At 62.8% G+C, this 23662-nt stretch carries 19 protein-coding genes; 3 read left to right on the top strand and 16 right to left on the bottom strand.

Translation table 11 applies throughout. The features are described from left to right. The first annotated feature begins 445 nt into the window (after positions 1-445). Entirely contained in the window at positions 446-1525 is a 1080-nt protein-coding gene (locus U0004_RS05710; protein ID WP_167468631.1) for an alpha/beta hydrolase, read from the top strand. 80 nt (positions 1526-1605) lie between these two features. Here U0004_RS05710 and secA read toward each other — a convergent pair whose 3' ends face one another. Next, a complete protein-coding gene (gene secA / locus U0004_RS05705; protein ID WP_034784987.1) occupies positions 1606-4374 on the bottom strand; it encodes a preprotein translocase subunit SecA in 2769 nt (922 codons plus the stop codon). A gap of 279 nt (positions 4375-4653) precedes the next feature. On the opposite strand from secA, the gene U0004_RS05700 reads away from it, so the two are divergent. Further along, complete coding sequence (locus U0004_RS05700) at positions 4654-5163, top strand: DciA family protein (RefSeq protein ID WP_034748833.1); 510 nt, start codon at positions 4654-4656, stop codon at positions 5161-5163. 109 nt (positions 5164-5272) lie between these two features. Here the strand turns inward: U0004_RS05700 and lpxC are convergent, their stop codons facing one another. The 3 genes from lpxC to U0004_RS05685 all read right to left on the bottom strand — a co-directional run bounded on the left by lpxC (position 5273) and on the right by U0004_RS05685 (position 8060). After that, positions 5273-6208 (bottom strand): UDP-3-O-acyl-N-acetylglucosamine deacetylase, encoded by a 936-nt coding sequence (gene lpxC / locus U0004_RS05695; protein WP_070258868.1) that lies wholly within the window; start codon positions 6206-6208, stop codon positions 5273-5275. Positions 6209-6283: 75 nt separating this feature from the next. Further along, on the bottom strand, positions 6284-7126 hold the full coding sequence (locus U0004_RS05690; protein WP_070258932.1) for a DMT family transporter: 843 nt from the start codon (positions 7124-7126) through the stop codon (positions 6284-6286). Between the two features lie 160 nt (positions 7127-7286). Then, positions 7287-8060, bottom strand: a complete 774-nt coding sequence (locus U0004_RS05685; protein WP_070258866.1) for a helix-turn-helix transcriptional regulator — start codon at positions 8058-8060, stop codon at positions 7287-7289. 104 nt (positions 8061-8164) lie between these two features. On the opposite strand from U0004_RS05685, the gene U0004_RS05680 reads away from it, so the two are divergent. Beyond that, the gene (locus tag U0004_RS05680) at positions 8165-8932 is read left to right on the top strand and encodes a class I SAM-dependent methyltransferase (protein ID WP_070258864.1); all 768 of its coding nucleotides are present in this window, start codon (positions 8165-8167) and stop codon (positions 8930-8932) included. A 172-nt stretch (positions 8933-9104) separates the two neighbouring features. Here the strand turns inward: U0004_RS05680 and U0004_RS05675 are convergent, their stop codons facing one another. From U0004_RS05675 to U0004_RS05620, 12 genes are all read right to left on the bottom strand, one after another. Continuing rightward, entirely contained in the window at positions 9105-9611 is a 507-nt protein-coding gene (locus U0004_RS05675; RefSeq protein ID WP_070258862.1) for a peroxiredoxin, read from the bottom strand. A 224-nt stretch (positions 9612-9835) separates the two neighbouring features. Continuing rightward, positions 9836-11044: a cell division protein FtsZ gene (gene ftsZ / locus U0004_RS05670; RefSeq protein ID WP_034784974.1), complete on the bottom strand. Its 1209-nt coding sequence runs from the start codon at positions 11042-11044 to the stop codon at positions 9836-9838. A gap of 154 nt (positions 11045-11198) precedes the next feature. After that, on the bottom strand, positions 11199-12431 hold the full coding sequence (gene ftsA, locus U0004_RS05665) for a cell division protein FtsA (RefSeq protein WP_010394955.1): 1233 nt from the start codon (positions 12429-12431) through the stop codon (positions 11199-11201). Positions 12432-12473: 42 nt separating this feature from the next. Beyond that, on the bottom strand, positions 12474-13286 hold the full coding sequence (locus tag U0004_RS05660; RefSeq protein ID WP_070258860.1) for a cell division protein FtsQ/DivIB: 813 nt from the start codon (positions 13284-13286) through the stop codon (positions 12474-12476). A gap of 1 nt (position 13287) precedes the next feature. Beyond that, on the bottom strand, positions 13288-14256 hold the full coding sequence (locus U0004_RS05655; protein WP_070258858.1) for a D-alanine--D-alanine ligase: 969 nt from the start codon (positions 14254-14256) through the stop codon (positions 13288-13290). Position 14257: 1 nt separating this feature from the next. Next, positions 14258-15661, bottom strand: a complete 1404-nt coding sequence (gene murC, locus U0004_RS05650; protein ID WP_034784971.1) for a UDP-N-acetylmuramate--L-alanine ligase — start codon at positions 15659-15661, stop codon at positions 14258-14260. 10 nt (positions 15662-15671) lie between these two features. Continuing rightward, positions 15672-16766: an undecaprenyldiphospho-muramoylpentapeptide beta-N-acetylglucosaminyltransferase gene (gene murG, locus U0004_RS05645; protein ID WP_071653277.1), complete on the bottom strand. Its 1095-nt coding sequence runs from the start codon at positions 16764-16766 to the stop codon at positions 15672-15674. Continuing rightward, positions 16763-17974: a putative lipid II flippase FtsW gene (gene ftsW, locus U0004_RS05640; RefSeq protein ID WP_034784970.1), complete on the bottom strand. Its 1212-nt coding sequence runs from the start codon at positions 17972-17974 to the stop codon at positions 16763-16765. Before ftsW ends, murG begins: the two co-directional genes overlap by 4 nt. Next, positions 17974-19530 carry a UDP-N-acetylmuramoyl-L-alanine--D-glutamate ligase gene (gene murD / locus U0004_RS05635; RefSeq protein WP_070258856.1) on the bottom strand — a complete coding sequence of 519 codons (1557 nt, stop codon included), beginning with the start codon at positions 19528-19530 and terminating at the stop codon, positions 17974-17976. Before murD ends, ftsW begins: the two co-directional genes overlap by 1 nt. After that, on the bottom strand, positions 19530-20705 hold the full coding sequence (gene mraY, locus U0004_RS05630) for a phospho-N-acetylmuramoyl-pentapeptide-transferase (RefSeq protein ID WP_034784967.1): 1176 nt from the start codon (positions 20703-20705) through the stop codon (positions 19530-19532). The genes murD and mraY overlap by 1 nt, the downstream gene beginning before the upstream one ends. 2 nt (positions 20706-20707) lie before the next feature. Further along, positions 20708-22138, bottom strand: coding sequence for a UDP-N-acetylmuramoyl-tripeptide--D-alanyl-D-alanine ligase (locus tag U0004_RS05625; RefSeq protein ID WP_070258930.1), 1431 nt, complete (start codon positions 22136-22138; stop codon positions 20708-20710). Positions 22139-22149: 11 nt separating this feature from the next. Continuing rightward, positions 22150-23658, bottom strand: coding sequence for a UDP-N-acetylmuramoyl-L-alanyl-D-glutamate--2,6-diaminopimelate ligase (locus tag U0004_RS05620; RefSeq protein WP_070258854.1), 1509 nt, complete (start codon positions 23656-23658; stop codon positions 22150-22152). Positions 23659-23662 lie beyond the last annotated feature (4 nt).

Genomic DNA, 23662 nt, shown 5'->3' with positions numbered 1-23662 from the left:
AACATGCGGCAAGGGAATCGTCGCGCCGGCCAGGGCAGTCGCGAAGCCGGTCGGCAACATGACCAGGCTTGCGATTTATCAGAACGCCGCCGCCTGGCGGCGCTAAGGTGTAAGAACCGACGATCACGCGTCTCGCACAAGCGCCTGGGGAGGGGATGTCATGGCGCACGGAAAACCCTACCGCATGCATCGCAGCGATTCAGGCTCGGCACGCCCGTTACGTCTATGGTGTTTATGCTTCCTGTTTTGCCTGCTGGCCTCGTTGACGGCCTGTACGCTGCCAGGTGAAGCGGCCGATCATGCCATCGGCCGCGCCACCGATCTGGCATCCACAGCGCCGCCTGCCGCTGAAACGCCGCCTGCCGCAGAATTTCCACCCACGAGCGGGGTGCGACGGCCACCGCCAACCTTTCCATGGAGCAGCTCATGGTCAGGCATCGGCGGTTTGGTCGGCAACCTGGGCAACCTGACCGGCAGCAGCGGCATGCTCACGGGCAGTAGCGGCATGGCCAAGCCTGGCAACGATCCACCGCCGGCCGGCGCCATGCACGTCACGGTGTACTACGCCACCGACAGGCAATACCAGGCCAGCAGCCGCAGCTATGGCTGGCAGCCCAACCGCGCCGCGCCCCACCTGAGCTACGGCAGCGTCCTCGTCAGCATCCCTGAAAAAAGAGCGCCGGGCGAACTGCCGTTGCCGCCCTGGTACGCCATCCTTTCCAGCGACAATGCGCAAAAATATGTGCTGATCAAGGAAGCCACGCGCCTGTCGCGCGAGGATTTTCTCGCCACCGTCAAGGCCAAGATACAGGCCGCGCCGGAACGGCACGCCGCCTTCATCTACATCCATGGCTACAGCAACTCCTTTGACGACGCCGCGCGGCGCACGGCGCAGATGGCGGTCGACCTCGATATCGGCGCCCTGCCCGTGTTCTACAGCTGGCCATCGAAAGGCACCTTGGCCGGCTATGAATACGACCAGAATTCGGCCGAATGGACGCAGGCGCACCTGCAAGCCTTCCTGGCCGACTTCGCGGCGCACTCGTCCGCCACCGATATCTACCTCATCGCCCACAGCATGGGCAACCGCCCGATGACCGTCGCCCTGGCCAACCTGCTGGAAAAACGCCCCGAACTGCTGCCCCTGTTCAAGCAGGTGGTGCTGGCAGCGCCTGACATCAATGCCGATGTCTTCCGCGACCAGATCGCCCCCCGTTTTGCCAGCCTCAAGCTCCCCGCCACCCTGTACGCTTCCGCGAACGACAAGGCCATCCGCGCTTCCTACAATTTTGCCGACTGGGACAGGATAGGCGACATCCGCGGCCCCGTCGTCAGCATCCCCGGCATGGAGCTCGTCGATGCCTCGGCCGTCATCATGAACTTCATGGGGCACGATTACTTCGCCAGCAACCGCGTCTTGCTGACCGATATCGCCACCATGATCAAGACTGGGCAACGGGCAAAAAATCGCGGCGGCTTGAAGGGCATTCCCTCGCAGGCGCCGCAATACTGGGCCTTTCCCTGAGCCGGGACCGCGCAAGACATTCCGGACATAAAAAAACGGAGACCGTGGTCTCCGTTTTTGTTCAGGCCATGCAGCGGGCTTTACGCCAGCTTGCCGTGGCAAGCCTTGTACTTCTTGCCGCTGCCGCAAGGGCATGGGTCGTTACGGCCAACCTTGACGCCCATGCTCACGCTCATGTCGTCGACGTTGTCCATGTTGCCGCCGGCCACAGGCGCCAGCAGCTCTTCCGGCGCAGCGTTCGGGTCGAATTCGGCGTGCTGGTAGTGCACGTTTTCCACGTGCGACTGCTGCATTGCCTGTTCGGCTGCATCGACTTCTTCGCGCGACTGGATGCGTACCGTCATCACGTGTTTCGTGACGTCGTTCTTGATCATGTCGAGCATCTGGCCAAACAGTTCAAACGCTTCGCGCTTGTATTCCTGTTTCGGGTTCTTCTGCGCATAACCGCGCAGGTGAATACCCTGGCGCAGGTGATCGAGCGCCGCCAGGTGTTCGCGCCAGTGGCTGTCCACGCTTTGCAGCATGACATTGCGTTCGAAGCCGCCAAACGATTCCTTGCCGACGATATCGATCTTCGACTGGTACACGGCATCGGCCGCGGCCAGCACTTTTTCCAGGATCTCGTCGTCCGTCAGGGTCGAATCGGCTTCCAGCATCTGCTGCAGCGGCAAGTCGAGCTGCCATTCGCCGGCCAGGGTGTTTTCCAGGCCCTTGATATCCCACTGCTCTTCCACCGATTCGTGCGGCACGTACGCGTGCACCAGGTCGGTGAACACGCCGTGACGCAAGGAAGCGATCATGTCGGAAATATCGGTCGTTTCCAGCAGCTCGTTACGCTGCTGGTAGATGACTTTGCGCTGGTCGTTGGCGACGTCATCGTATTCCAGCAATTGCTTGCGGATGTCGAAGTTGCGCGCTTCCACCTTGCGCTGGGCCGATTCGATCGAACGCGAGACGATGCCTGCCTCGATCGGTTCGCCTTCCGGCATTTTCAAACGGTCCATCACGGCGCGCACGCGGTCGCCGGCGAAGATGCGCAGCAGCGCGTCGTCGAGCGACAGGTAGAAGCGCGACGAACCCGGATCGCCCTGGCGGCCGGCACGGCCACGCAGCTGATTGTCGACGCGGCGCGATTCGTGGCGTTCGGTGCCGATGATGTGCAAGCCGCCCGCATTGACCACGTGGTCGTGCAGTGACTGCCATTCATCGCGCAAGGTCTGCGACTGGGCTGCCTTGTCGGCGTCGCTCAGTTCAGCATTGGCTTCGATGAACTTGATCTGGTTTTCGACGTTACCGCCCAACACGATGTCGGTACCGCGACCGGCCATGTTGGTGGCGATGGTGATGGCTTTCGGACGGCCTGCCTGGGCGATGATTTCCGCTTCGCGCGCATGCTGCTTCGCGTTCAGCACGTTGTGCGGCAAGCCGGCCTTGGTCAGGATGCCCGACAGCAGTTCCGAGTTCTCGATCGAGGTCGTGCCCACCAGCACGGGCTGGCCGCGCTCGTAGCAGTCGCGGATGTCGTTCAACATCGCGTTGTATTTTTCCGCCGACGATTTGTAGACCTGATCCTGGCGGTCCTTGCGCTGCAGCGGACGGTTTTGCGGGATCACGACCGTTTCCAGGCCGTAGATTTCCTGGAATTCGTATGCTTCGGTATCGGCCGTGCCCGTCATGCCGGCCAGCTTGGCGTACATGCGGAAGTAGTTCTGGAAGGTGATCGAGGCCAGGGTCTGGTTCTCGTTCTGGATCTTGACGCCTTCCTTCGCTTCGACGGCCTGGTGCAAGCCATCGGACCAGCGGCGGCCCGTCATCAGACGGCCCGTGAATTCATCGACGATCACCACTTCATTGTTCTGCACCACATAGTGCTGATCCTTGAAGTACAGCGCATGCGCGCGCAGGGCCGCATACAGGTGGTGCACGAGGGTGATGTTGGCCGAGTCGTACAGCGAAGCGCCTTCCGGCAGCAGGCCCATCTCCATCAGGATGCCTTCGGCCTTTTCGTGGCCGGCTTCCGTCAGCAGCACCTGGTGCGCTTTTTCATCCTTGGTATAGTCGCCCGGCACGTCAACCTTACCCTTGCCGTCCGGCGTTTCTTCGCCGATCTGCAAAGTCAGGCGCGCAGGCACTTCATTGATCTTGTGATACAGGTCCGTATGGTTCTCGGCCTGGCCCGAAATGATCAGCGGCGTACGCGCTTCATCGATCAGGATCGAGTCGACTTCATCGACGATGCCGAAGTTCAGGCTGCGCTGCACGCGCTCGCGCGCTTCGTAGACCATGTTGTCGCGCAGGAAGTCGAAACCGAATTCGTTATTCGTGCCATACGTGATGTCGGAGTTGTACGCCTGTTGCTTGGCGCTGTGCTCCATCTGCGACATGTTTACGCCAGTCGACAGGCCCAGCCATGCATACAGGCGGCCCATGGTCTCGGCATCGCGCTGCGCCAGGTAATCATTGACGGTGACGATATGCACGCCCTTGCCCGACAAGGCATTCAGGTAGGCTGGCAAGGTTGCCATCAGGGTCTTGCCCTCGCCCGTGCCCATCTCCGCGATCTTACCGAAATGCAAGACCATGCCGCCGATCATCTGCACATCGAAATGGCGCATGCGCAGGACGCGCTTGCTGGCCTCGCGGCAGACGGCAAATGCTTCCGGCAACAAGGCATCGAGCGATTCGCCAGCGGCGATGCGTTCCTTGAAGGCAGGCGTCTTCGCTTGCAGCTCGGCATCCGACAGCTTTTCGATGGCCGGCTCGAGCGCATTGATCTCGCGTACCGTTTTTTGGTATTGCTTGAGCAGCCGCTGGTTGCGGCTACCGAAAATCTGGGTCAGTAATGACATGCTTGAATTCTTGAAAAAACGCCGTTAAAAAAAGCTCGGTAGGGAACAACGAGGTAGTAATCGCGTCACCGCACGGAGTTCGACTATGGCAAAAGACGATGATTTTATCATGCGTTCCCGACATGGTTGGGGTAATGCGCCATATAACAATAGCTTAATGACAAACAAATGGCAGAAATTGCGGACATTTTCCATACTGTAAGGCAATACGGCCCGCCCGCCTGCGCCGCACCCGCCGCCGCACTCGTCATGCGCGGGCGAGTGTGCTATGTTTCGGCCATGCGAACTCCCACTTATTCTCCGGCACCGCGCCGCGGCTACGGCTTTGCCCGTTCAGGCCCGGCCGTCACGGGCGCAACCGATTTTCTGCGCGGCAATGCAACGATGGCCTCCCTGATGCCCACCGTCACGCGCCTGGCCGCCCTGCAAAAAGATTGCGCCAAGGCCTTGCCGGCCATGTTCGAGCATTGCGACATCCTGCAATTCGAGGGCGGCCAGCTCGTGCTGGCCACGCCGAACGCGGCGCTGGCGGCCAAGCTCAAGCAGCAATTGCCGAAACTGCAAGGGGAACTGGAAAGAAAGGGCTGGCAGATTTCAGGCATCAAGCTGAAAGTGCAAGTCATCAAGAGCATCGCGCCCATCGTGCATACGCGGGCGCTGGTCTTGCCGGAAAAAGCCATGTCGGCCCTGGAAGAGCTGAGCACGGCCCTGCCCGCGTCGAAACAGAACGAGCAATTGATCGCGGCGCTGCGCAATATGGTCCGCCACCACCGAGAACCAAAAGATTAGCAACGCCAGGCGGCAGCACGTAGGTCGGATTAGGCCCTTCGGGCCGTAATCCGACAACATTGTTGGCGCCTGCGGGGTTGTCGGATTACGGCCTGCGGCCTAATCCGACCTACGTCAACGACCACTCGCGTTCCATTTGACGAAGATACGACTGCGGCGCCGCCTCGTTCGTGGCGAACGACACGATTTCATAGGATTCCGGCTGCTCCAGCAGCGCCAGCAGCAGCTGGTTGTTCAGCGCGTGGCCCGACTTGTGCGCCGTGTAGTACGCGAGCAGGGGATGGCCCACCAGGTACAGGTCGCCGATGGCGTCGAGGATCTTGTGGCGCACGAACTCGTCTTCATAGCGCAAGCCATCGGCGTTGAGGATGCGGTACTCGTCCATGACGATGGCGTTTTCCAGCGAACCGCCACGGGCCAGGCCCATGCCGCGCAAGCTTTCCACGTCCTGCATGAAACCGAAGGTGCGCGCGCGCGCCACGTCATGCACATACGACACGTCGCCAAAATCCACGGAAGCGCGCTGCATCGTGCCATCGACGGCAGGATGGTTGAATTCGATGAAGAAATCGAGCTTGAAGCCGTCGTACGGCGACAAGCGCGCCCATTTCTCGGCGTCGCCCTTGCCGTGACGCACTTCCACCGGCTTGATGACCTTGATGAATTTCTTTGGCGCCTGCTGCTCTTCCACGCCCGCCTGCTGCAGCAGGTAGACGAAGGACGAGGCGGAACCGTCCATGATGGGAATTTCTTCCGCATTCACGTCGATGTACATATTGTCGACACCCAGGCCGGCCGCCGCCGACATCAGATGTTCCACGGTGGAAACCCTGGCGCCATCCTTGATCAGCACGGAAGCCATGCGCGTATCGCCCACGGCCATGGCGCTGGCGGGAAACTCGACGATGGGATCGAGGTCGATGCGGCGAAATACGATGCCCGTATCGATCGCGGCAGGACGCAAGATCAGCTCGACCTTGGTGCCAGAGTGCAAACCGACACCGATGGTGCGGACCTGTTGTTTGATAGTGCGTTGTTTTAACATCTGTCGATTATATCTATTTGCCGGATTTTCGTTGCGGCGCGGCATCGCCCACGCCAGAAATACCACAACGGCTCATCACGGATGTTCGCTTTCCGCATGCACGGCTTCGCGGCGTACCAGATAAATGCCGCTGCCGATGATGATGGCCGCGCCGATCAGGGTATATTCGTCGGGCAAGGCACGCCACAGCATCCAGTCCAGGGCCATGCCCCATGCCAGGGCCGAGTATTCGAACGGCGCCACGCTGGACGCCTTGCCATGGCGAAATGCTTCCGTGATGGCCAACTGGCCCAGGAAGCCACTCAGTGACAAGCCTGCCAGCAGCCACCAATCTTCGCGGCGGATACTCACCCACTCATGCGCCGACAGGGCCACACCGCCGAGGGCCATCATCACCATCAGCCAGAAGACCATGCTTTCGCTGGCGTCCGTGCGGCTCAGGATGCGTCCCGTCACGGCGGAAATGGCGTAACAGGCGGCCGAGCCCAGCACGGCCAGCCCGGCCAGCGAAAAGAATCCCGAACCGTCGGGGCGCAGCGCCACCAGCACGCCCAGCAGGCCCACGGCGATGGCGCACCAGCGCGCAAAGTCGACTTTTTCCTTGAGGATAAACACCGACAGGACCGTGATGAACAAGGGGGCAACAAAGAACAGCGCATATGTCTCGGCCAGCGACATGCGCTTCAAGCCGTAGGCGAACAGCGTGATCATCAGCACGCCCAGGGCGCCGCGCAGCAAGTGCAGCGGCCAGCGCACCTTCAGCACGTTCTTGAAGGCGCCGCGGTACAGCAGGTACAGGCAGACGAGCGGCAACGACGACAGGGCGCGCAAGGCCGTCACCTGCATGGGAGGATAATGGGCGGACAACAGCTTCATGGCCGTGTCCATCAGGGAAAACATGGCGACGGCGATCAGCATCACATAGATGCTGCGCAGGTTTTGATTGCGGGGTATCAGGACAGACTCCTGGCGAAAGAGCGGGACCGTCATCATGGCGACGGCCGGAGCCAGGACAGCATGGTCTGGAAAGGCAGGGCCAGGCGGTCAGCCAGATTATAACAAGCGCGGCCGTTTTACCTTATGACACAGGCAACAGCATCACCAGTTTCAGTTCATGCTGGCGCGCCAGGTGCAGGGTCACCTGATTGAACGCCAGCAGTCCCTGTTGCGCATGCTGGAACTGGCGCAAGCCGCCATCGCGGCCCTGCACCTGCTGCGCGCCCCACCATAGGCGAAATTCAAAACTGGCGTCAGCCAGTTCCGCGATCAGGCCGGCCAGCGGCGCCTGGTCCGCCTGCCGGCCGATATCGGCGCGGAACTCCGCCACCAGGCGCTGCGCCCGTTCAGGCCAGCCGATGACCAGGTCGCGCGCCCCCGCGTCCAGGAACATGAAGCGCAGCTGGTTCGGTGCGGCCGCATCGCCATGCAGCCAGCCGGCAAACAAGGTGGATGCCGCCCCGTTCCACGCCACGGCATTCCATGCGCGGTCGAGGATGTACGCGGGCGCGTCGATGGCGGCAACGATGGCGGCCAGCTCGGCGACCGCAGGACCACTGCCCTCGCCTGTCCCGTGGCTGGGGTCATGCTTGTCGGCCACCTCGAACAGATAGGCGCGCTCGGCCGTGCTCAGCTGCAGCACCTGCGCCAGGCGCGCCAGCATCCTGGCCGATGCCGACACGGGCCGCCCCTGCTCCAGCCACGTCAGCCAGGTGGGACTGACATCGCACAGCTGTGCCAGCTCTTCGCGCCGCAAGCCCGGCGTGCGCCGCCGCCCGCCGCCGGGCAAGCCAGCCATGGCGGGGGTGACGGCTTCGCGCCGGGCGCGGATGAATTCAGCAAGTTTGTTCGACATGACAGCGGTGCATGGTAGTAGATATACCAGTATAAGTTATGGTCTTGTTACAGGATAATTTTATCCCTATTCTGCAGGAACTCACCCATCAACAGGAGAAAACCATGCAGCAGCACGATGTCGTTACCGAACAGTTTGGCAAGACGGCCAATGCCTACCTGAGCAGCGCCGTACATGCGCAAGGCGCCGACCTGGTGCTGATGCAGGAATGCGCGCGCCGCCACGGCAAGCCCGTCGTCCTGGACCTGGGCTGCGGCGCAGGCCACGCCAGCTTTGCCGTCGCCCCCGTGGCAGCTTCCGTCGTCGCCTACGATCTGGCGCAGCCCATGCTCGACGTGGTCGACCACGCCAGGGCGCAGCGCGGCTTGCACAACATCAGCACGCAGCAGGGCGATGTGGCCCGCCTGCCGTTTGCCGACGCCAGCTTCGACATGGTCGTCACGCGCTTTTCCGCGCATCACTGGAACGATGTGGCGGGAGCCCTGGCCGAAGCGTGGCGCGTGCTGCGCCCGAACGGCACCTTATTAGTGGTCGACATCGTCGCGCCGAAAACGGCCCTGTACGACAGCACGCTGCAGGCGGTGGAAATGCTGCGCGACGCTTCGCACGTGCGCGACTACCGCACCTGCGAATGGGGCGCCAAGTTCGATAACGCGGGCTTTACGCACAGCTTGCGCAGCGTGTGGAAACTGACGATGCAGTTCGACGAGTGGGTGGCGCGCATGCGCACGCCGATCGAAAGAGTGGCGGCCATCCGCAACCTGTTCGATGGCGCGCCCGAGGAAGCGCGCCGGTATTTCGCGCTGCAGGACGATTATTCGTTCAGCATCGATGCGGCCATGTTCGAGGCGACGAAACCCTCAGTACAGTAAACGTAAAAACGGCGCCGATGGCGCCGTTTTTTATTGCGTAGGTTGGATTAGCGCGCAGCGCGTAATCCAACAATGCCAGAGCAAACGTGATGCCAATTCCGCTCGTCGGCTTACGCTGCGCTAAGCCGACCTACGCCGACCTACGTCTGGCCTACGCCAACCTGCGATCTGCTTAGGCCAGCTGGCTCAGCAAGGTCTCGGCATTCGACACTTCAAACTTGCCGCCTTGCTCGATGTTCAATTGCGTCACGACGCCATTGTCGACCAGCAGCGAGTAGCGCTGCGAGCGCGTACCCATGCCATGCTTGGAAAAATCGGCGTCCAGGCCCAGGGCCTTGCTGTAGGCGGCATTGCCGTCAGCCATCATGCGCACCACGCCGGTGGCTTTCTGGTCACGGCCCCAGGCACCCATCACGAACGCGTCGTTGACGGAGATGCACCAGATTTCATCGACGCCCTTGGCTTTCAGGTCGGCAGCGTGCTTGACGTAGCCTGGCACGTGCTGTGCGGAGCAGGTCGGGGTGTACGCGCCTGGCAGGCCGAAGATGGCGATCTTCTTGCCCTTGACCAAGTCTTGCACGTTGAACGTGTTCGGGCCCAGTGCGCAACCTTCGGTTTCGCTTTCGATGAATTCGGCCAGGGTGCCTTCTGGCAGGGTGTCGCCGATCTTGATGGTCATGTTGACTCCTTGTGTGCTGTCGGTGGAAAACGCTCGCCGCCCGGCCGGGCGGAAAACGCGTGTATTCTGGTTCGGCTAGCATGATGCTGGCTCAGCGCGATAGTATGCCTGACTTGCCGCATTTGTGCAGAAAATGGCCGGAAAGGCAAAGCCAAAAATCAAAAAACGGCAAAAAAAAACGGCGGCCCTCAGGCCGCCGTCATCCGTGCATACATCAAACCACCTTAGTCAGCTTGCTTACGCAGGAAGGCGGGAATGTCGTACGTCTCCATGCCATTCTTTTCCATCGCGCGCACTTGCTCGGAAGCCGATTCGCGACGCCATACCGCCGGCGCCTTCATGCCGTCGAAACCGGCAGCCGGCGTGGCCACGCCAACCGTCGTCGTCGCCGCTTGCGCGCTACCCATGGCAGCCGACGGGGTCAACGGGCTGTTGTGGGTGCCGGTGCGCAGCACTTGCTGCGGTACCAGCTGGATGTTTTTCTTGGCGCGGCCCAGGCCCGTGGCCACCACGGTAACGCGGATGTCGTCGCCCATGGCGTCGTCGTAGGCGATACCTTGCGCGATCGACGCGTCCGGCGCGGCAAACGCGCGCACGGCAGCCATGACTTCCTTGATCTCTTTACCTTTCAAACCACGGCTGGCCGTGACGTTGACCAGCACGCCGCGCGCGCCGGACAGATCGATGCCATCCAACAGCGGCGAAGCGACAGCCTGTTCGGCGGCGATGCGCGCGCGGTCGACGCCGGAAGCCGTCGCCGTGCCCATCATGGCCTTGCCCTGCTCGCCCATGATGGTTTTCACGTCGTTGAAGTCGACGTTGATATGGCCAGGCACGTTGATGATCTCGGCAATGCCAGCCACCGCGTTGTTGAGCACATCATCGGCGTGCTGCATCCATTCCAGCATGCTTTCGTCTTCGTAGATCTCTTCCAGCTTTTCATTGAGGATGATGATCAGCGAATCGACGTGCAGGGACAGCTGCTCCAGGCCTTCGTCGGCGATGTCCATGCACTTCTGGCCTTCGTACGAAAATGGCTTGGAGACCACGGCCACCGTCAGCGCGCCCAGTTCCTTGGCCACTTCGGCCACGATAGGAGCGGCGCCCGTGCCCGTGCCGCCGCCCATGCCGGCAGCGATGAAGACCATGTGTGCGCCGCGCAGCGAATCGGCGATGCGCGCGCGCGATTCTTCCGCCAGCTGGCGGCCGACGGCAGGCTTCATGCCGGCGCCCAGACCGGTATCGCCGATCTGGATGATGTTGTGGGCCTTCGATGTCGACAGGGCCTGTGCGTCGGTGTTGGCGGCAATGAACTCCACGCCCGACATGCCTTTGTTGATCATGTGTTGGACTGCATTGCCACCCGCACCGCCGACGCCGACGACCTTGATGACGGTACCTAAAGCTGTGTTATCGACCATATCGAACTCCATGATGTGCTCCTATCAGATGCGGTTTCCAAGCGCCAGGCCTCATATTGGTAGGAGAACTGGAGATTGAAAACTGCGGTTAAATATAAAATAAAGTTATGTGTGTGTACCTGCGATGCTGCCAAAAAACCTGTCCTGCCGGGCCTGAAGTACGCCCTTAAAAATTCCCTAAAAACCATTCCTTCATGCGCTGCCAGACTGCCTTCACCGAGCCGTCCTGACGCGTCACGATGTGGCCGCGCAGGTATTGCTTCTTCGCTTCCAGCAGCAGGCCCAATACCGTGGCATAGCGCGGACTGCGCACCACGTCGGCCAGCTGTCCCCGATACTCGGGCGTGCCCAGGCGCGCCGGTTTCAGGAAAATATCTTCCGCCATTTCCACCATGCCGGGCATGATGGAGGTGCCGCCCGTGAGCACGATGCCCGACGACAGCACGCCTTCATAACCGGATTCACGCACCACCTGGTGCACCATGGCGAACAGCTCCTCGACGCGCGGCTCGATCACTGCCGCCAGCGCCTGGCGCGACAGATTGCGCGGGCCGCGGTCGCCCAGGCCAGGCACTTCCAGCGATTCGCCGGGGTCGGCCAGGACCTGCTTGGCCACGCCATAGCGGATCTTGATTTCTTCCGCTTCCGCGGTCGGGGTGCGCAAGGCCATGGCGATGTCGTTGGTGATCTGGTCGCCGGCGATGGGGATGACTGCCGTATGGCGGATCGCGCCATCGGAAAATACCGCCACATCGGTCGTGCCGCCACCGATGTCGATCAGTACCACGCCCAGTTCCTTCTCGTCGGGCGTGAGCACCGCGTCGGCGGACGCCATCGGCTGCAGGATCAGGTCCGACACTTCCAGGCCGCAGCGGCGCACGCACTTGACGATGTTCTGCACCGCCGACACGGCGCCGGTGACGATATGCACCTTCACCTCCAGGCGGATGCCGCTCATGCCGATAGGCTCGCGCACATCTTCCTGGCTGTCGACGATGAACTCTTGCGGCACCGTGTGCAGCAATTGCTGATCGGTCGGAATGTTAACCGCTTTTGCCGTCTCGATGACGCGCGCCACGTCGGTCGCCGTCACTTCCTTGTCCTTGATGGCCACCATGCCGCTGGAATTGAAGCTGCGGATATGGCTGCCCGCGATGCCCGCGTAGACATTGCGGATCTTGCAGTCGGCCATCAGCTCGGCCTCTTCCAGCGCGCGCTGGATGGACTCCACCGTGGCCTCGATATTGACCACCACGCCTTTTTTCAGGCCCTTCGATTCGTGCTGGCCCAGCCCGATCACTTCGTGGCGCCCGTCGGACATCACTTCGGCTACCACCGCCACCACTTTCGAGGTGCCGATGTCGAGGCCGACGATCAGGTTTTTCGCGTCTTTTGTCATTTCTGTCGCCTACTGTATGGGCTATAAATTAAAATTATTGGGTTAAGTCGGTTTTTTAATCGGACTGCTGTTTTTCTTCTTCATGACTGGCTTTCCATCCTTGCCTTCGGCCGGTATCACCAGGCCGGCGGAACTGAGCGCCAGGCCATTCTGGTAGCGCATATCGATCGTGTCGATATTTTCCAGCCGGCTCGCCAGCTGCGGGTAAATGCCCACCAGCCGGTCGACCCGCGCTTTCAGGGTCGTGTGATTCTGCTCGCGTCCCAGTGCCACGCTCATGCCGTTATCCAGTTTCACCGTCCACGCATAGCGGCTCGACAGCGACAGGGTTTCCGGCACCATCTTCAGCGGCGCAAACCACTTTGCCAGCTGCACGTAAGTGGCAAGTACTTCCTTTTCGCTGCCATCGGGGCCGGCAAACGCAGGCAACTCATGGTCGTCTTCGGCTTCGGCCACATTCGCCGTAAACACGTCGCCCTTGACCGACAGCAGGCGTCCATCCTCGCCCCAGGTGCCCAGCGCTTCGTGTTCTTCCAGCGCCACGATCAGCTGGTTCGGCCACTCGCGCCGCACGCTGGCACGGCGTACCCAGGGCACCGATTCGAACACGCCGCGCACGCTTTCCAGGTTGGTCGTGAAGAAATTGCCCTTGATGCGGCCCAGAGTGCCGCTGCGCAGGGTCAGGTAATTCACGTGGCGCAGGCCCTTGTCGTCCGCGCTTTCCACCTTGATCGTGCGCAGGTTGAACATGGGACGCTGCGACACCCACCAGACGCCGGCGGCCACGCACACGACCAGAACCGCGGCCAGCAAGCCGTTGGCAGTCGTATTGAGGCTTTTAGCGTCATGCCACATATCAGCGCTGTCCCTTGTGCATTTTCAGACGCGCGCCAGCGACGATTTCCAGGCACAGGTCTTCATAGCTGGTGCCTTCCGCGCGCGCCGCCATCGGCACGAGCGAGTGCCCCGTCATGCCGGGCGAGGTATTCACCTCCAGCAAAAACAGCTTGCTGTCGGCCGCGCGCATGAGCACATCGACCCGTCCCCAGCCTTCGCAGCCGAGGGCGCGGTACGCCGCCAAGGCGATGCGTTCCATCTCTGCGATGATGGCCGGGTCCAGCTGCGGCGGGCAGAAATACTGGGTATCGTCCGTGAAGTACTTGTTCTGGTAATCGTAATTGCCTTGCGGCGCGACGATTTCGATCGGCGGCAACGCGCGCGCCGTGGCGCCCTTGCCCAGGATCGCCACGGTGAACTCGCGGCCCTTGATGAATTCCTCGGCCAGCACCGAATCATCGAGACCGGCGGCGATGTCGTAGGCGGCCTGGAAGGCCGATGCTTCGTTGACGGTGGTGATGCCGATGCTCGAACCTTCATGCGGCGGCTTGACGATCAGCGGCAAGCCCAGTTCCGCGGCGACCTTGGCCAGGTCGGAGCCGTCGTCCAGCACCGCGTACTTTGGCGTCGGCAGCTCGTGCATCAGCCAGATCATCTTGGTATAGACCTTGTCCATGCCGACCGAACAGGCCATCACGCCGCTGCCCGTGTACGGGATGCCCAGCTGTTCCAGCGCGCCCTGCAGGCTGCCGTCTTCGCCGAAGCGGCCGTGCAGCGCGATGAAGACGCGGTCAAACTTTTCAGCGGCCAGTTCGGCCAGGCTGCGTTCGCCCGTGTCGAAGCCATGCGCATCCACGCCATGGCTTTTCAAAGCGGCCAGCACGCCCGCGCCGGACATCAGCGACACTTCGCGCTCGGCCGAACGGCCGCCGAACAGGACGCCGACCTTGCCCAATTGTTTTACGTCGATAGCTGAAGCTTGGTTCACATCAGGCCTTTACAGTGTTGGATGGATACGTTGTCAGTTGTTGCGGGATACCGCTGATCGAGCCGGCACCCATGGTCAGCACGACGTCGCCGTCGCGCGCCACGCTCATGATGGTGTCGGCCATGTCTTTCATGGATTCGACGAAAATCGGTTCGATCTTGCCGCGCGCGCGCAGCGCATGCGCCAGTGCGCGGCCGTCGGCGGCGACGATGGGCGCTTCGCCCGCCGCATACACTTCGGACAGCAGCAGCACGTCGGGCGCGCCCAGCACTTTCACGAAATCCTCGAACAGATCGCGCGTACGGCTGTAGCGGTGCGGCTGGAACGCCAGCACCAGGCGGCGGCCAGGATAGGCGGCGCGCGCGGCCGCCAGGGTCACTTCCGTTTCCACCGGATGGTGGCCAAAATCGTCGACCAGCGCAAAAGTGCCGCCGTTCGGCAGCGCCACGTCGCCGTAACGCGTGAAGCGCCGGCCCACGCCGGAAAACTCGGCCAGGCCTTGCTGCGTGGCGCTGTCGGCGATGCCGATTTCGCGCGCGATGGCGATCGCCGAGCAGGCATTCTGCACATTGTGCATGCCGGGCTGGTTCAGCACCACGTCCAGGTCCGGATAGCCTTCCTGCAGCACGGTGAAATGCATTTCCAGGCCCACGGCACGCGCGTTGATGGCGCGCACTTGCGCGTCTTCCGCGAAACCGTAGGTGGTGACGGGCTTGGTAACGGACGGGATGATGGCGCGCACGTGCGGATCGTCGATGCACAGCATGGCGCGGCCATAGAAAGGCAAGCGGTGCGTGAACTGCACGAAAGCCTGCTTGAGCTTTTCGAAATCGTGCTCGTAGGTGTCCATGTGATCGGCGTCGATATTCGTGATCACTTCGATCATCGGCGTCAGGTTCAGGAACGAGGCATCCGATTCATCGGCTTCGGCTACCAGGTAGTCGCCCGAGCCCAGCTTGGCGTTCGCGCCGGCGCTGGTCAGACGGCCGCCGATGACGAAAGTCGGATCGAGACCGCCCTGCGCCAGCACGGAAGCGACCAGGCTGGTGGTCGTCGTCTTGCCGTGCGTGCCGGCGATGGCGATACCGCGTTTCAGGCGCATCAATTCACCGAGCATCACGGCGCGCGGCACCAGCGGAATCTTGCGCGCGCGCGCGGCCGCCACTTCAGGATTGTCTTGCGGGACGGCGCCCGACGTCACCACCGCATCGGCGTCGCCGATGTTCTCGGCCGCGTGGCCCAGCATGACGGTCGCGCCCAGGCTCGCCAGGCGCTGCGTCGCCGCATTGCTGCCCAGGTCGGAACCCGACACCTTGTAGCCGAGGTTGACCAGCACTTCGGCGATGCCGCTCATGCCGCTGCCGCCAATGCCGACAAAGTGGATATTGTTTACTTTATGCTTCACAGAGCTAACCTCATGCCAGTTTTTCCAATACGTGTGCGATCGCCTCATTGGCGTCGCGCTTGCCTGCTGCCAGTGCCGCTTGCGCCATATGCTGGCAGGTATCGCGGCTCAGCGATGCCAGCAGGGTGCTCAGCGACGCCGCACTCATTTCCGTCTGCGGCAGATGAATCGCCGCGCCTTGTTTTGCCATCCATTGTGCGTTGTCGCGCTGATGGCTGGTGGTCGACGCCACCAGCGGCACGAGCACGCTGGCCACGCCGGCCGCCGTCAATTCCGACAGGGTGATGGCGCCCGCACGGCAAATCACCAGATCGGCCTCGGTATACGCCCTGGCCATGTCGTCGATGAAGTCGACCACATTGGCTTGCACGCCCGCCTGCGCATATGCGGCATGCAAGGCGTCGATATTCTTCTTGCCCGACTGGTGCGTCACCAGCGGACGTTCGCCCTCCGGCATCAGCGCCAGCGCGGCGGGAAGATTGTCGTTCAGCGCTTTCGCGCCCAGGCTGCCGCCCACCACGAGGATGCGCAACGGTCCGCTGCGGCCCGCGAAACGCGTGGCTGGCGGCGCCATGGCGAGGATCTCGGCGCGCACGGGATTGCCCGTGACGACTGCCTTGCCGGCGGCGCTGCCGAAATCGGCGGGAAAGCCGAAGCACACCTGCTGCGCCAGCGGCACCAGGGTCTTGTTCGACAGCAGCAGCGCCGCGTCGGCATTGACCAGCACCAGCGGCACGCCCTTCAGGCGCGCCATCAGGCCGCCCGGCACGGTGACGTAGCCGCCCATGCCCATCACCACGTCCGGCTTGCGGCTGGCGATGAAACGGCGGATGGCAAAAAAGCTGGCCAGCATCTTGAAGCCGCCTTTGACCGTGTGCGCCAGGCCCTTGCCGCGCATGCCGGAGAACGCGATGGCATCCATGGGAATGCCGCTTTTCGGCACCAGTTCCTGCTCCATGCCGTGGGTCGTGCCCAGCCAGCTCACTTCCCAGCCGCGCGCGCGCATCGTCTGCGCAATCGCCAGGCCAGGGAAAATATGGCCGCCGGTGCCGGCCGCCATGATCATCAGTCTTTTCGTCGTTTTCAAGTTCGTCACGCTGTTCATAGCCGGCCTCCCCGCATCAGGATCCGGTTTTCATAATCGATGCGCAGCAAAATCGCCAGGCCGATACAGTTAATCAGTACGCCCGTGCCGCCATAACTCATCAAGGGCAAGGTCAGGCCCTTGGTCGGCAGCAGGCCCAGGTTCACGCCCATGTTGATGAAGGTCTGCACGCCGATCCAGATGGCGATGCCTTTCGCCGTCAGGCCGGCAAAGGTCTGGTCGATGGCGATCGCCTGGCGGCCGATGTCAAATGCCCGCTTGATAATCCAATAGAACATGCCGATCACGATTAGCACGCCCACCAGGCCCAGCTCCTCGCCGATCACGGCCAGCAAAAAGTCCGTATGCGCTTCGGGCAGATAATGCAGTTTTTCCACGCTGCCGCCCAGTCCCACGCCAAATAGTTCACCGCGTCCGAAGGCGATCAGCGAGTGCGTCAGCTGGTAAGCCTTGTTCAGCGCATTGTCTTCCTGCCACGGATCGAGATACGCAAAAAACCGCTCGCGGCGGAATTTCGACAAGGCGATGATGGTGACGAAGATCGCCGTCAGCATGGCGCCGATGCCGCCGAACCAGATGGCGTTCACGCCGCCCAAAAACAGGATGCCCATGGCGATGCAGACGATCACGCCGAAGGCGCCGAGATCGGGCTCCATCAGCAGCAGCAAGCCGACGAAGCTGACAGCCAGCGCCATCGGCATGAAGCCCTTGGTCAGCTTGTGCATGTACTCCTGCTTGCGCACCGTGTAATCGGCCGCGTACAGCACCATCACCACCTTCATCAGCTCGGACGGCTGCGGCCGCAGGCCCGGCAGGTTCAGCCAGCGGCGGCCGCCATTGACCGACACGCCCAGGCCCGGTATCAGCACCATCACCAGCAGCACCAGGGTGCCGATGAACAGCCACGGCGCCATCTTTTGCCAGGTGGCGACGGGGATGCGAAATACCAGCGCGCCAACGACGATCGAAATACCGATGAACAGCGCCTGGCGCACGACAAAATAATTGTTCGTGTAGGCGGCGAACTTGCGCGCATCCGACAGCGAGATCGACGCCGAATACACCATCACCATGCCCAGCAACATGAGCAGCAGGACGACCCACACCAGCGGCTTGTCATAGTCCATCATCTTCGACTGCCGCGCGCGGCTATCCAGCGGCTTGGCAGCCGAGCCGGAACCAAAGCTGAAGGGCAGTTGGAAGGCCATCAGATATCCTGTCCGTTTTCCAGGGCGATGTCGCGCACGGCGCCGACAAACACCTGCGCGCGGTGCGCATAGTTCTTGAACATGTCCAGGCTCGCGCAGGCGGGCGACAACAACACGGCATCGCCGGCCAGCGCCAGGCCGCTGGCGCGCTTGACGGCTTCCGGCAAGGTGGCGCAATCGATGATGTCCACACCCGCCGGCTCGAGGGCCGCGCGCAAGGCCGGCGCATCGCGGCCGATCAGCACCACGGCGCGCACATAGCGCGACACGGGTTCGGCCAGCGGCGAGAAGTCCTGCCCCTTGCCGTCGCCGCCGGCGATCAGCACCAGGCGCTGTTCCGCGCCGCCAAACGCCTTGCCCAGGCCGAACAGGGCGGCTACCGTCGCACCCACATTCGTGCCCTTGCTGTCGTCGTAGTATTCGACTTCATTGACGGCCGTGATCAGTTCCACGCGGTGCGGCTCGCCCTGGTATTCGCGCAAGCCGTGCAGCAGCGGCGCGAACGGCAAGCCGATGGCGCGGCACAGGGCCAGCGCCGCCAGCGCATTCGAGGCATTGTGCTGGCCGCGGATTTTCAGCGCGTCGGCCGGCATTAGCTTTTTCGCCATCGTTGGCACCGGTTCCGGCGCCGGATCATTCTTCCTGCGTTTTTTCTCGATCACTTCTTCGCTGGGCACGGCTTGCGCCAGCCAGAAGATGCCCCGTTCATTCACCAGGCCAAAGCTGTCCACTTCCACGGGTTCGCCCGTGCCGAAGGTGATCGTTTCGGTCAGCGGGTCGGCCATGTGCATCACGGCCGCATCGTCGCGGTTCAATATGCGCACGGTCTGCTCTCCGAAGATGCGCGCCTTGTCGGCAGCGTAGGCAGCCATGTCGCCATGCCAGTCCAAGTGATCCTGCGACAGATTCAGGACCGTGGCCGCGTCGGCCTGCAGGCTGAACGTCGTGTGCAGCTGGAAGCTGGACAATTCCAGGATCCACGCCTGCGGCAAGGTGCTGGCGACGGGTTCCGCCACTTCAGCTTCCGCATCCACAGGCTGCGGCGCAGGCTCCGCATCGAGCACTTCGCGCAGCACGTCCAGCGCAGCGGGACTGATATTGCCAGCCACGCGCGTGGCCAGGCCCGCGCGTTCGCACAGCAAGCCTACCAGGCTGGTGACGGTCGTCTTGCCATTCGTGCCCGTGATGGCGATGACTTTCGGCGCATAGCCGCGTTCCGCCTTGAGCGCGGCCAGGGCCTGCGCGAACAGTTCGATCTCGCCCCACACGGGGATATTTTTCTCAAGAGCGGCAGGCGCAATCTGCGCCAGTTCACGGCACGGCGCCAGGCCAGGGCTGACGGCGACGAAATCCACGCCATCGAGCAATTCGGCCGTGAAGGCGCCGGCGATGAACTGCGCCTGCGGCACGGCGGCCTGCAGGGCAGCGAGGCGCTCAGGCGCCTGGCGCGTATCGGCCACGCGCACGCAGGCACCGCTGCGGGCCAGCCACAGGGCCATGGCCAGCCCCGACTCGCCGAGGCCCAGTACCAGTGCGGTTTTAGCGTCGTACATCATCAGCGCAGTTTCAAGGTGGTCAGGCCGAGCAGCACCAGCATCATGGTGATGATCCAGAAACGCACGACAACCTGCGTCTCCTTCCAGCCTTTTTGTTCAAAATGGTGATGCAACGGCGCCATCAGGAAGACGCGGCGGCCCGCGCCATAGCGCTTCTTGGTGTACTTGAACCAGACGACCTGGATGATCACGGACAGCGTTTCGACGACGAAGATGCCGCCCATGATGAACAGGACGATTTCCTGGCGCACGATGACGGCGATGGTGCCCAGTGCGCCGCCCAGTGCCAGCGCGCCCACGTCGCCCATGAACACTTTCGCGGGGTGCGTGTTATACCAGAGGAAGGCCAGGCCGGAACCGGCCAGCGCGCCGCAGAAGATCACCAGTTCGCCGGCGCCCGGGATGTGCGGGATGAACAGGTAGCGCGCATACGTTGCGTTACCCGTCAGGTAGGCGAACAGGCCCAGGGCCGTGCCCACCATCACGGTCGGCATGATGGCCAGGCCGTCAAGGCCATCGGTGAAATTGACGGCGTTGCTGGTGCCGACGATGACGCAATAGGTCAGCGCGATAAAGCCCCATACGCCCAGCGGATAGCTGATGGTCTTGAAGAACGGGACGATCAGGTCGGCCTTCGGCGGCAAGTCCATGGCGAAGCCCGATTGCACCCAGGCGTAGATCAGATTCCATACCTGGCCAGCATTGGGCTCGGAGATGGAGACGGAAAACGCCAGGTAAAACGCGGCGGCGATGCCGATCAGCGACTGCCAGAAGTATTTCTCGCGCGAGCGCATGCCTTCCGGATCCTGGTGCACCACCTTGCGGTAGTCGTCGGCCCAGCCGACTGCGCCAAAGCCCAAGGTGACGATCAGCACGGGCCAGATGAAGCGGTTCGACAGGTCAGCCCACAGCAAGGTGGAAATGCCGATGGCGATGAGGATCAGCACACCGCCCATGGTGGGGGTGCCGTGTTTTTTCAGGTGCGTTTGCGGGCCGTCCGTACGCACGGCCTGGCCGACCTTCATGCGCGTAAGCATGCGGATCACGGCGGGACCGGCGCACAGGCCGATCAAAATCGCCGTCAGGGTGGCGAAGACGGCGCGGAACGTGATGAAGTTAAAGACCCGCAGTGGGCCAATGTCGTCCTGGAAATAATGAGCGAGCCAGAGCAGCATGATTAGTAAGCTTCCTTGTTATTGTTGTTTGAACCAATCAAATGCTGCACGGCCCGTTCCATCTTCATGAAACGGGAGCCCTTGATCAATACTGTTGCATCCGAACGGCCGGACAAATGCGCATCGAGCGCCGCCAGCAAACCGTCGAACTGTTCGAAATACTCCACGACCGTGCCTGATTCCTGGCTGGCGGCTTCCTGCGCCGGATTCACCAGATGGCGCGCCAGTCCGCCCGTCGCCAGCACGTGTTCGATGCCTTTGGCGGCGGCGTAGGCGCCGATCTCTTCGTGGAACTGCTGCCCCTGCGTGCCGACTTCGCCCATCTCGCCCAGCACCAGGATGCGCGGTGCCGCGGCCTGCGCCAGCACATCGATGGCCGCGCGCGCCGAATCCGGATTGGCGTTATACGTGTCGTCGATGATGGTGGCGCCATTGGCGGCCCGTTTTTTCTGCAGCCGGCCAGTCACGGGAGAAAACGCCTCCAGGCCCTGCTTGATATGTTCTGGCGCGATGCCGGCGCCAATCGCGCATGCCACGGCCGCCAGCGCATTGCGCACATTGTGTTCGCCCGCCGCCTGCAAGCCGACAAAAAACTGACGCAAGCTGCCATCCTGCGCCCGCACGCTGACGAACAGGTCGCTGCCAAAATCCTCGGCCGCGCGGTGCGTGCAACTCACGTCCGCCTCTTTCGACAGGCCGAAGGTGATGACGGCGCGCGCGCCTGCCAATTCGCGCCACACGGGCGTGAATTCATCATCATGCGGGAAGACGGCCACGCCGTCATGCGCCAGGGCCGCCAGCGCGGCGCCGTTCTCGCGCGCCACCGCTTCCACCGTATGCATGAATTCCTGGTGCTCGCGCTGCGCGTTGTTGACCATCGCCAAGGTTGGCGCGGCAATCGCGGCCAGGCGGGCGATTTCTCCCGGATGGTTCATGCCCATCTCGATGACTGCCGCCTTGTGCGCGGCGCTCAGGCGGAACAGCGTCAATGGCACGCCGATTTCATTATTCAGGTTGCCGCGCGTGGCCAAACGGCCTTCTTCGCCAAAGGCCGCCGCCAGGATGGCCGCAATCATTTCCTTGACAGTGGTCTTGCCATTGCTGCCGGTGACGCCGATGACGGGTAAATTGAAGCGGCCGCGCCAATGGTTGGCGATGCGGCCCAGCGCCACCAGGGTATCGGCCACCACGATGGCGGGCACCGTGGCGCTGTCCCAGCCTTCGGGCAGGCGCTCGACCACCACGGCGGCGACGCCGCGCGCAGCCACCTGGTCGAGGAAATCGTGGGCATCAAAACTCTCGCCGCGCAAGGCAACGAAGAGCGAGCCGGCCTTGGCGCTGCGGCTGTCGGTGGAGACGCCATCAAAGGATGCGTCGCCCGTCAGCTGCGCGCCGTCCAGCGACGGCATCAGTTCAAGCAGGCTTGCGTGCATCAGGCTATCCATCAGTTCGTCCTCATCATCGTCAGGCGCGCGGACAAGGCCAGCTGCGCATGGTCGGCATCGGAGAACGGCAGTTTCTTGCCCTTGATTTCCTGGTATGGCTCATGCCCCTTGCCCGCCAACAGGATCACGTCCGGCTTGGCTGCGTGCTTGATGGCCGACAAAATGGCGCCGGCACGGTCTTCGATGGCTTGCGGCTGAGGACCGTCGGCACGCATGCCGGCGACGATCTGCGCGATGATGGCGTGCGGATCTTCGCTGCGCGGATTGTCGCTGGTGACCAGCACGTGATCGGCCAGCTGCGCGATGGCGCCCATCTGCGGACGCTTGCCCGGATCGCGGTCGCCGCCGCAACCAAACACGCACCACAGCTGGCCGCCCCGCTCCTGCGCCACCTGGCGCAAGGCAGCCAGGGTCTTTTCCAGCGCGTCCGGCGTATGCGCGTAATCGATGACGACCATCGGCGCTTCCTGGCCGCCCACCTGCTGCATGCGGCCGGGGGCCGGCTGCAGGGATTCGATGCCGTCGATGGCGGCGCGCAGGCCGATGCCGTGCGCCAGCAAGGCGCCGAGCACGGCCAGCGCGTTGCTGATATTGAAGTGGCCCACCAGCTGCGTCTTGACCAGCGCCACGCCCAGCGCGCATTCCAGGTGGAAGTCGGTGCCGGCATGGCGGCTGCGGAACTGGCTGGCGCGCAGCATCAGCACGCCAGCCAGATCGGGCAAGCTGGCCGCATCCTGCAAGGTGTAGCCGATGACCGGGTATTCACCGGCCAGCCTGCCGTCCACGTGGCGCGCCAGGCGCAGGCCCATGGCGTCGTCCAGATTGATGACGGCTGTTTTCAGGCCGGGCCAGTCGAACAGCTTGACCTTGGCCGCCTCGTAGGCAGCCATGTCGCCATGGTAGTCGAGGTGGTCGCGCGTCAGATTGGTAAACATGGCGACGTCGAAATGCATGCCGGCCGCGCGGTCCTGGTCCAGACCGATCGACGACACTTCAATGGCAACGGCCTTGGCGCCAGCGTCGCGCATGGCGGCCAGTTTGCGCGCCAGCAGCACGGCGTCCGGCGTGGTGTAGCCGGTGACGTCGAATTCGATGGCGCCGCGCGGCTTGCACAAGCCCACGCCCAAGGTCCCGATGACGGACGAGGTTTCGCCCAGGCGCGCCAGGGCTTGCGCCAGCCACAGCGCGCACGATGTCTTGCCATTCGTGCCCGTCACGCCGGCGCTGAACATGGCGCTGTCGGGCATGTCGTAGAAAGCATGCGCCACGGGACCGGCCAGGCGTTTCAGGTCGCTGACCAGCAGGTGCGGCACGGCCCATGCGGCGTTCCACTCGACGGCATCATGCACGATGGCGGCGGCGCCCTGCTCGATGGCGGCGTCGATGAAATGGGTGGCGCCCGCGTAGGCGAAAAACACGTCGCCGCGCTGCACGCGGCGCGAATCGGACGTCAGCTGCCCGGACGGGGCAGCCGCTTTGATCCACAAACTGATGTCTTGTATGGTCATGAGT

The sequence above is a fragment of the Janthinobacterium lividum genome, assembly GCF_034424625.1.
Classification (GTDB): Bacteria; Pseudomonadota; Gammaproteobacteria; order Burkholderiales; family Burkholderiaceae_D; genus Janthinobacterium; species Janthinobacterium lividum.
This window is presented reverse-complemented; position numbering and strand designations above follow the sequence as displayed.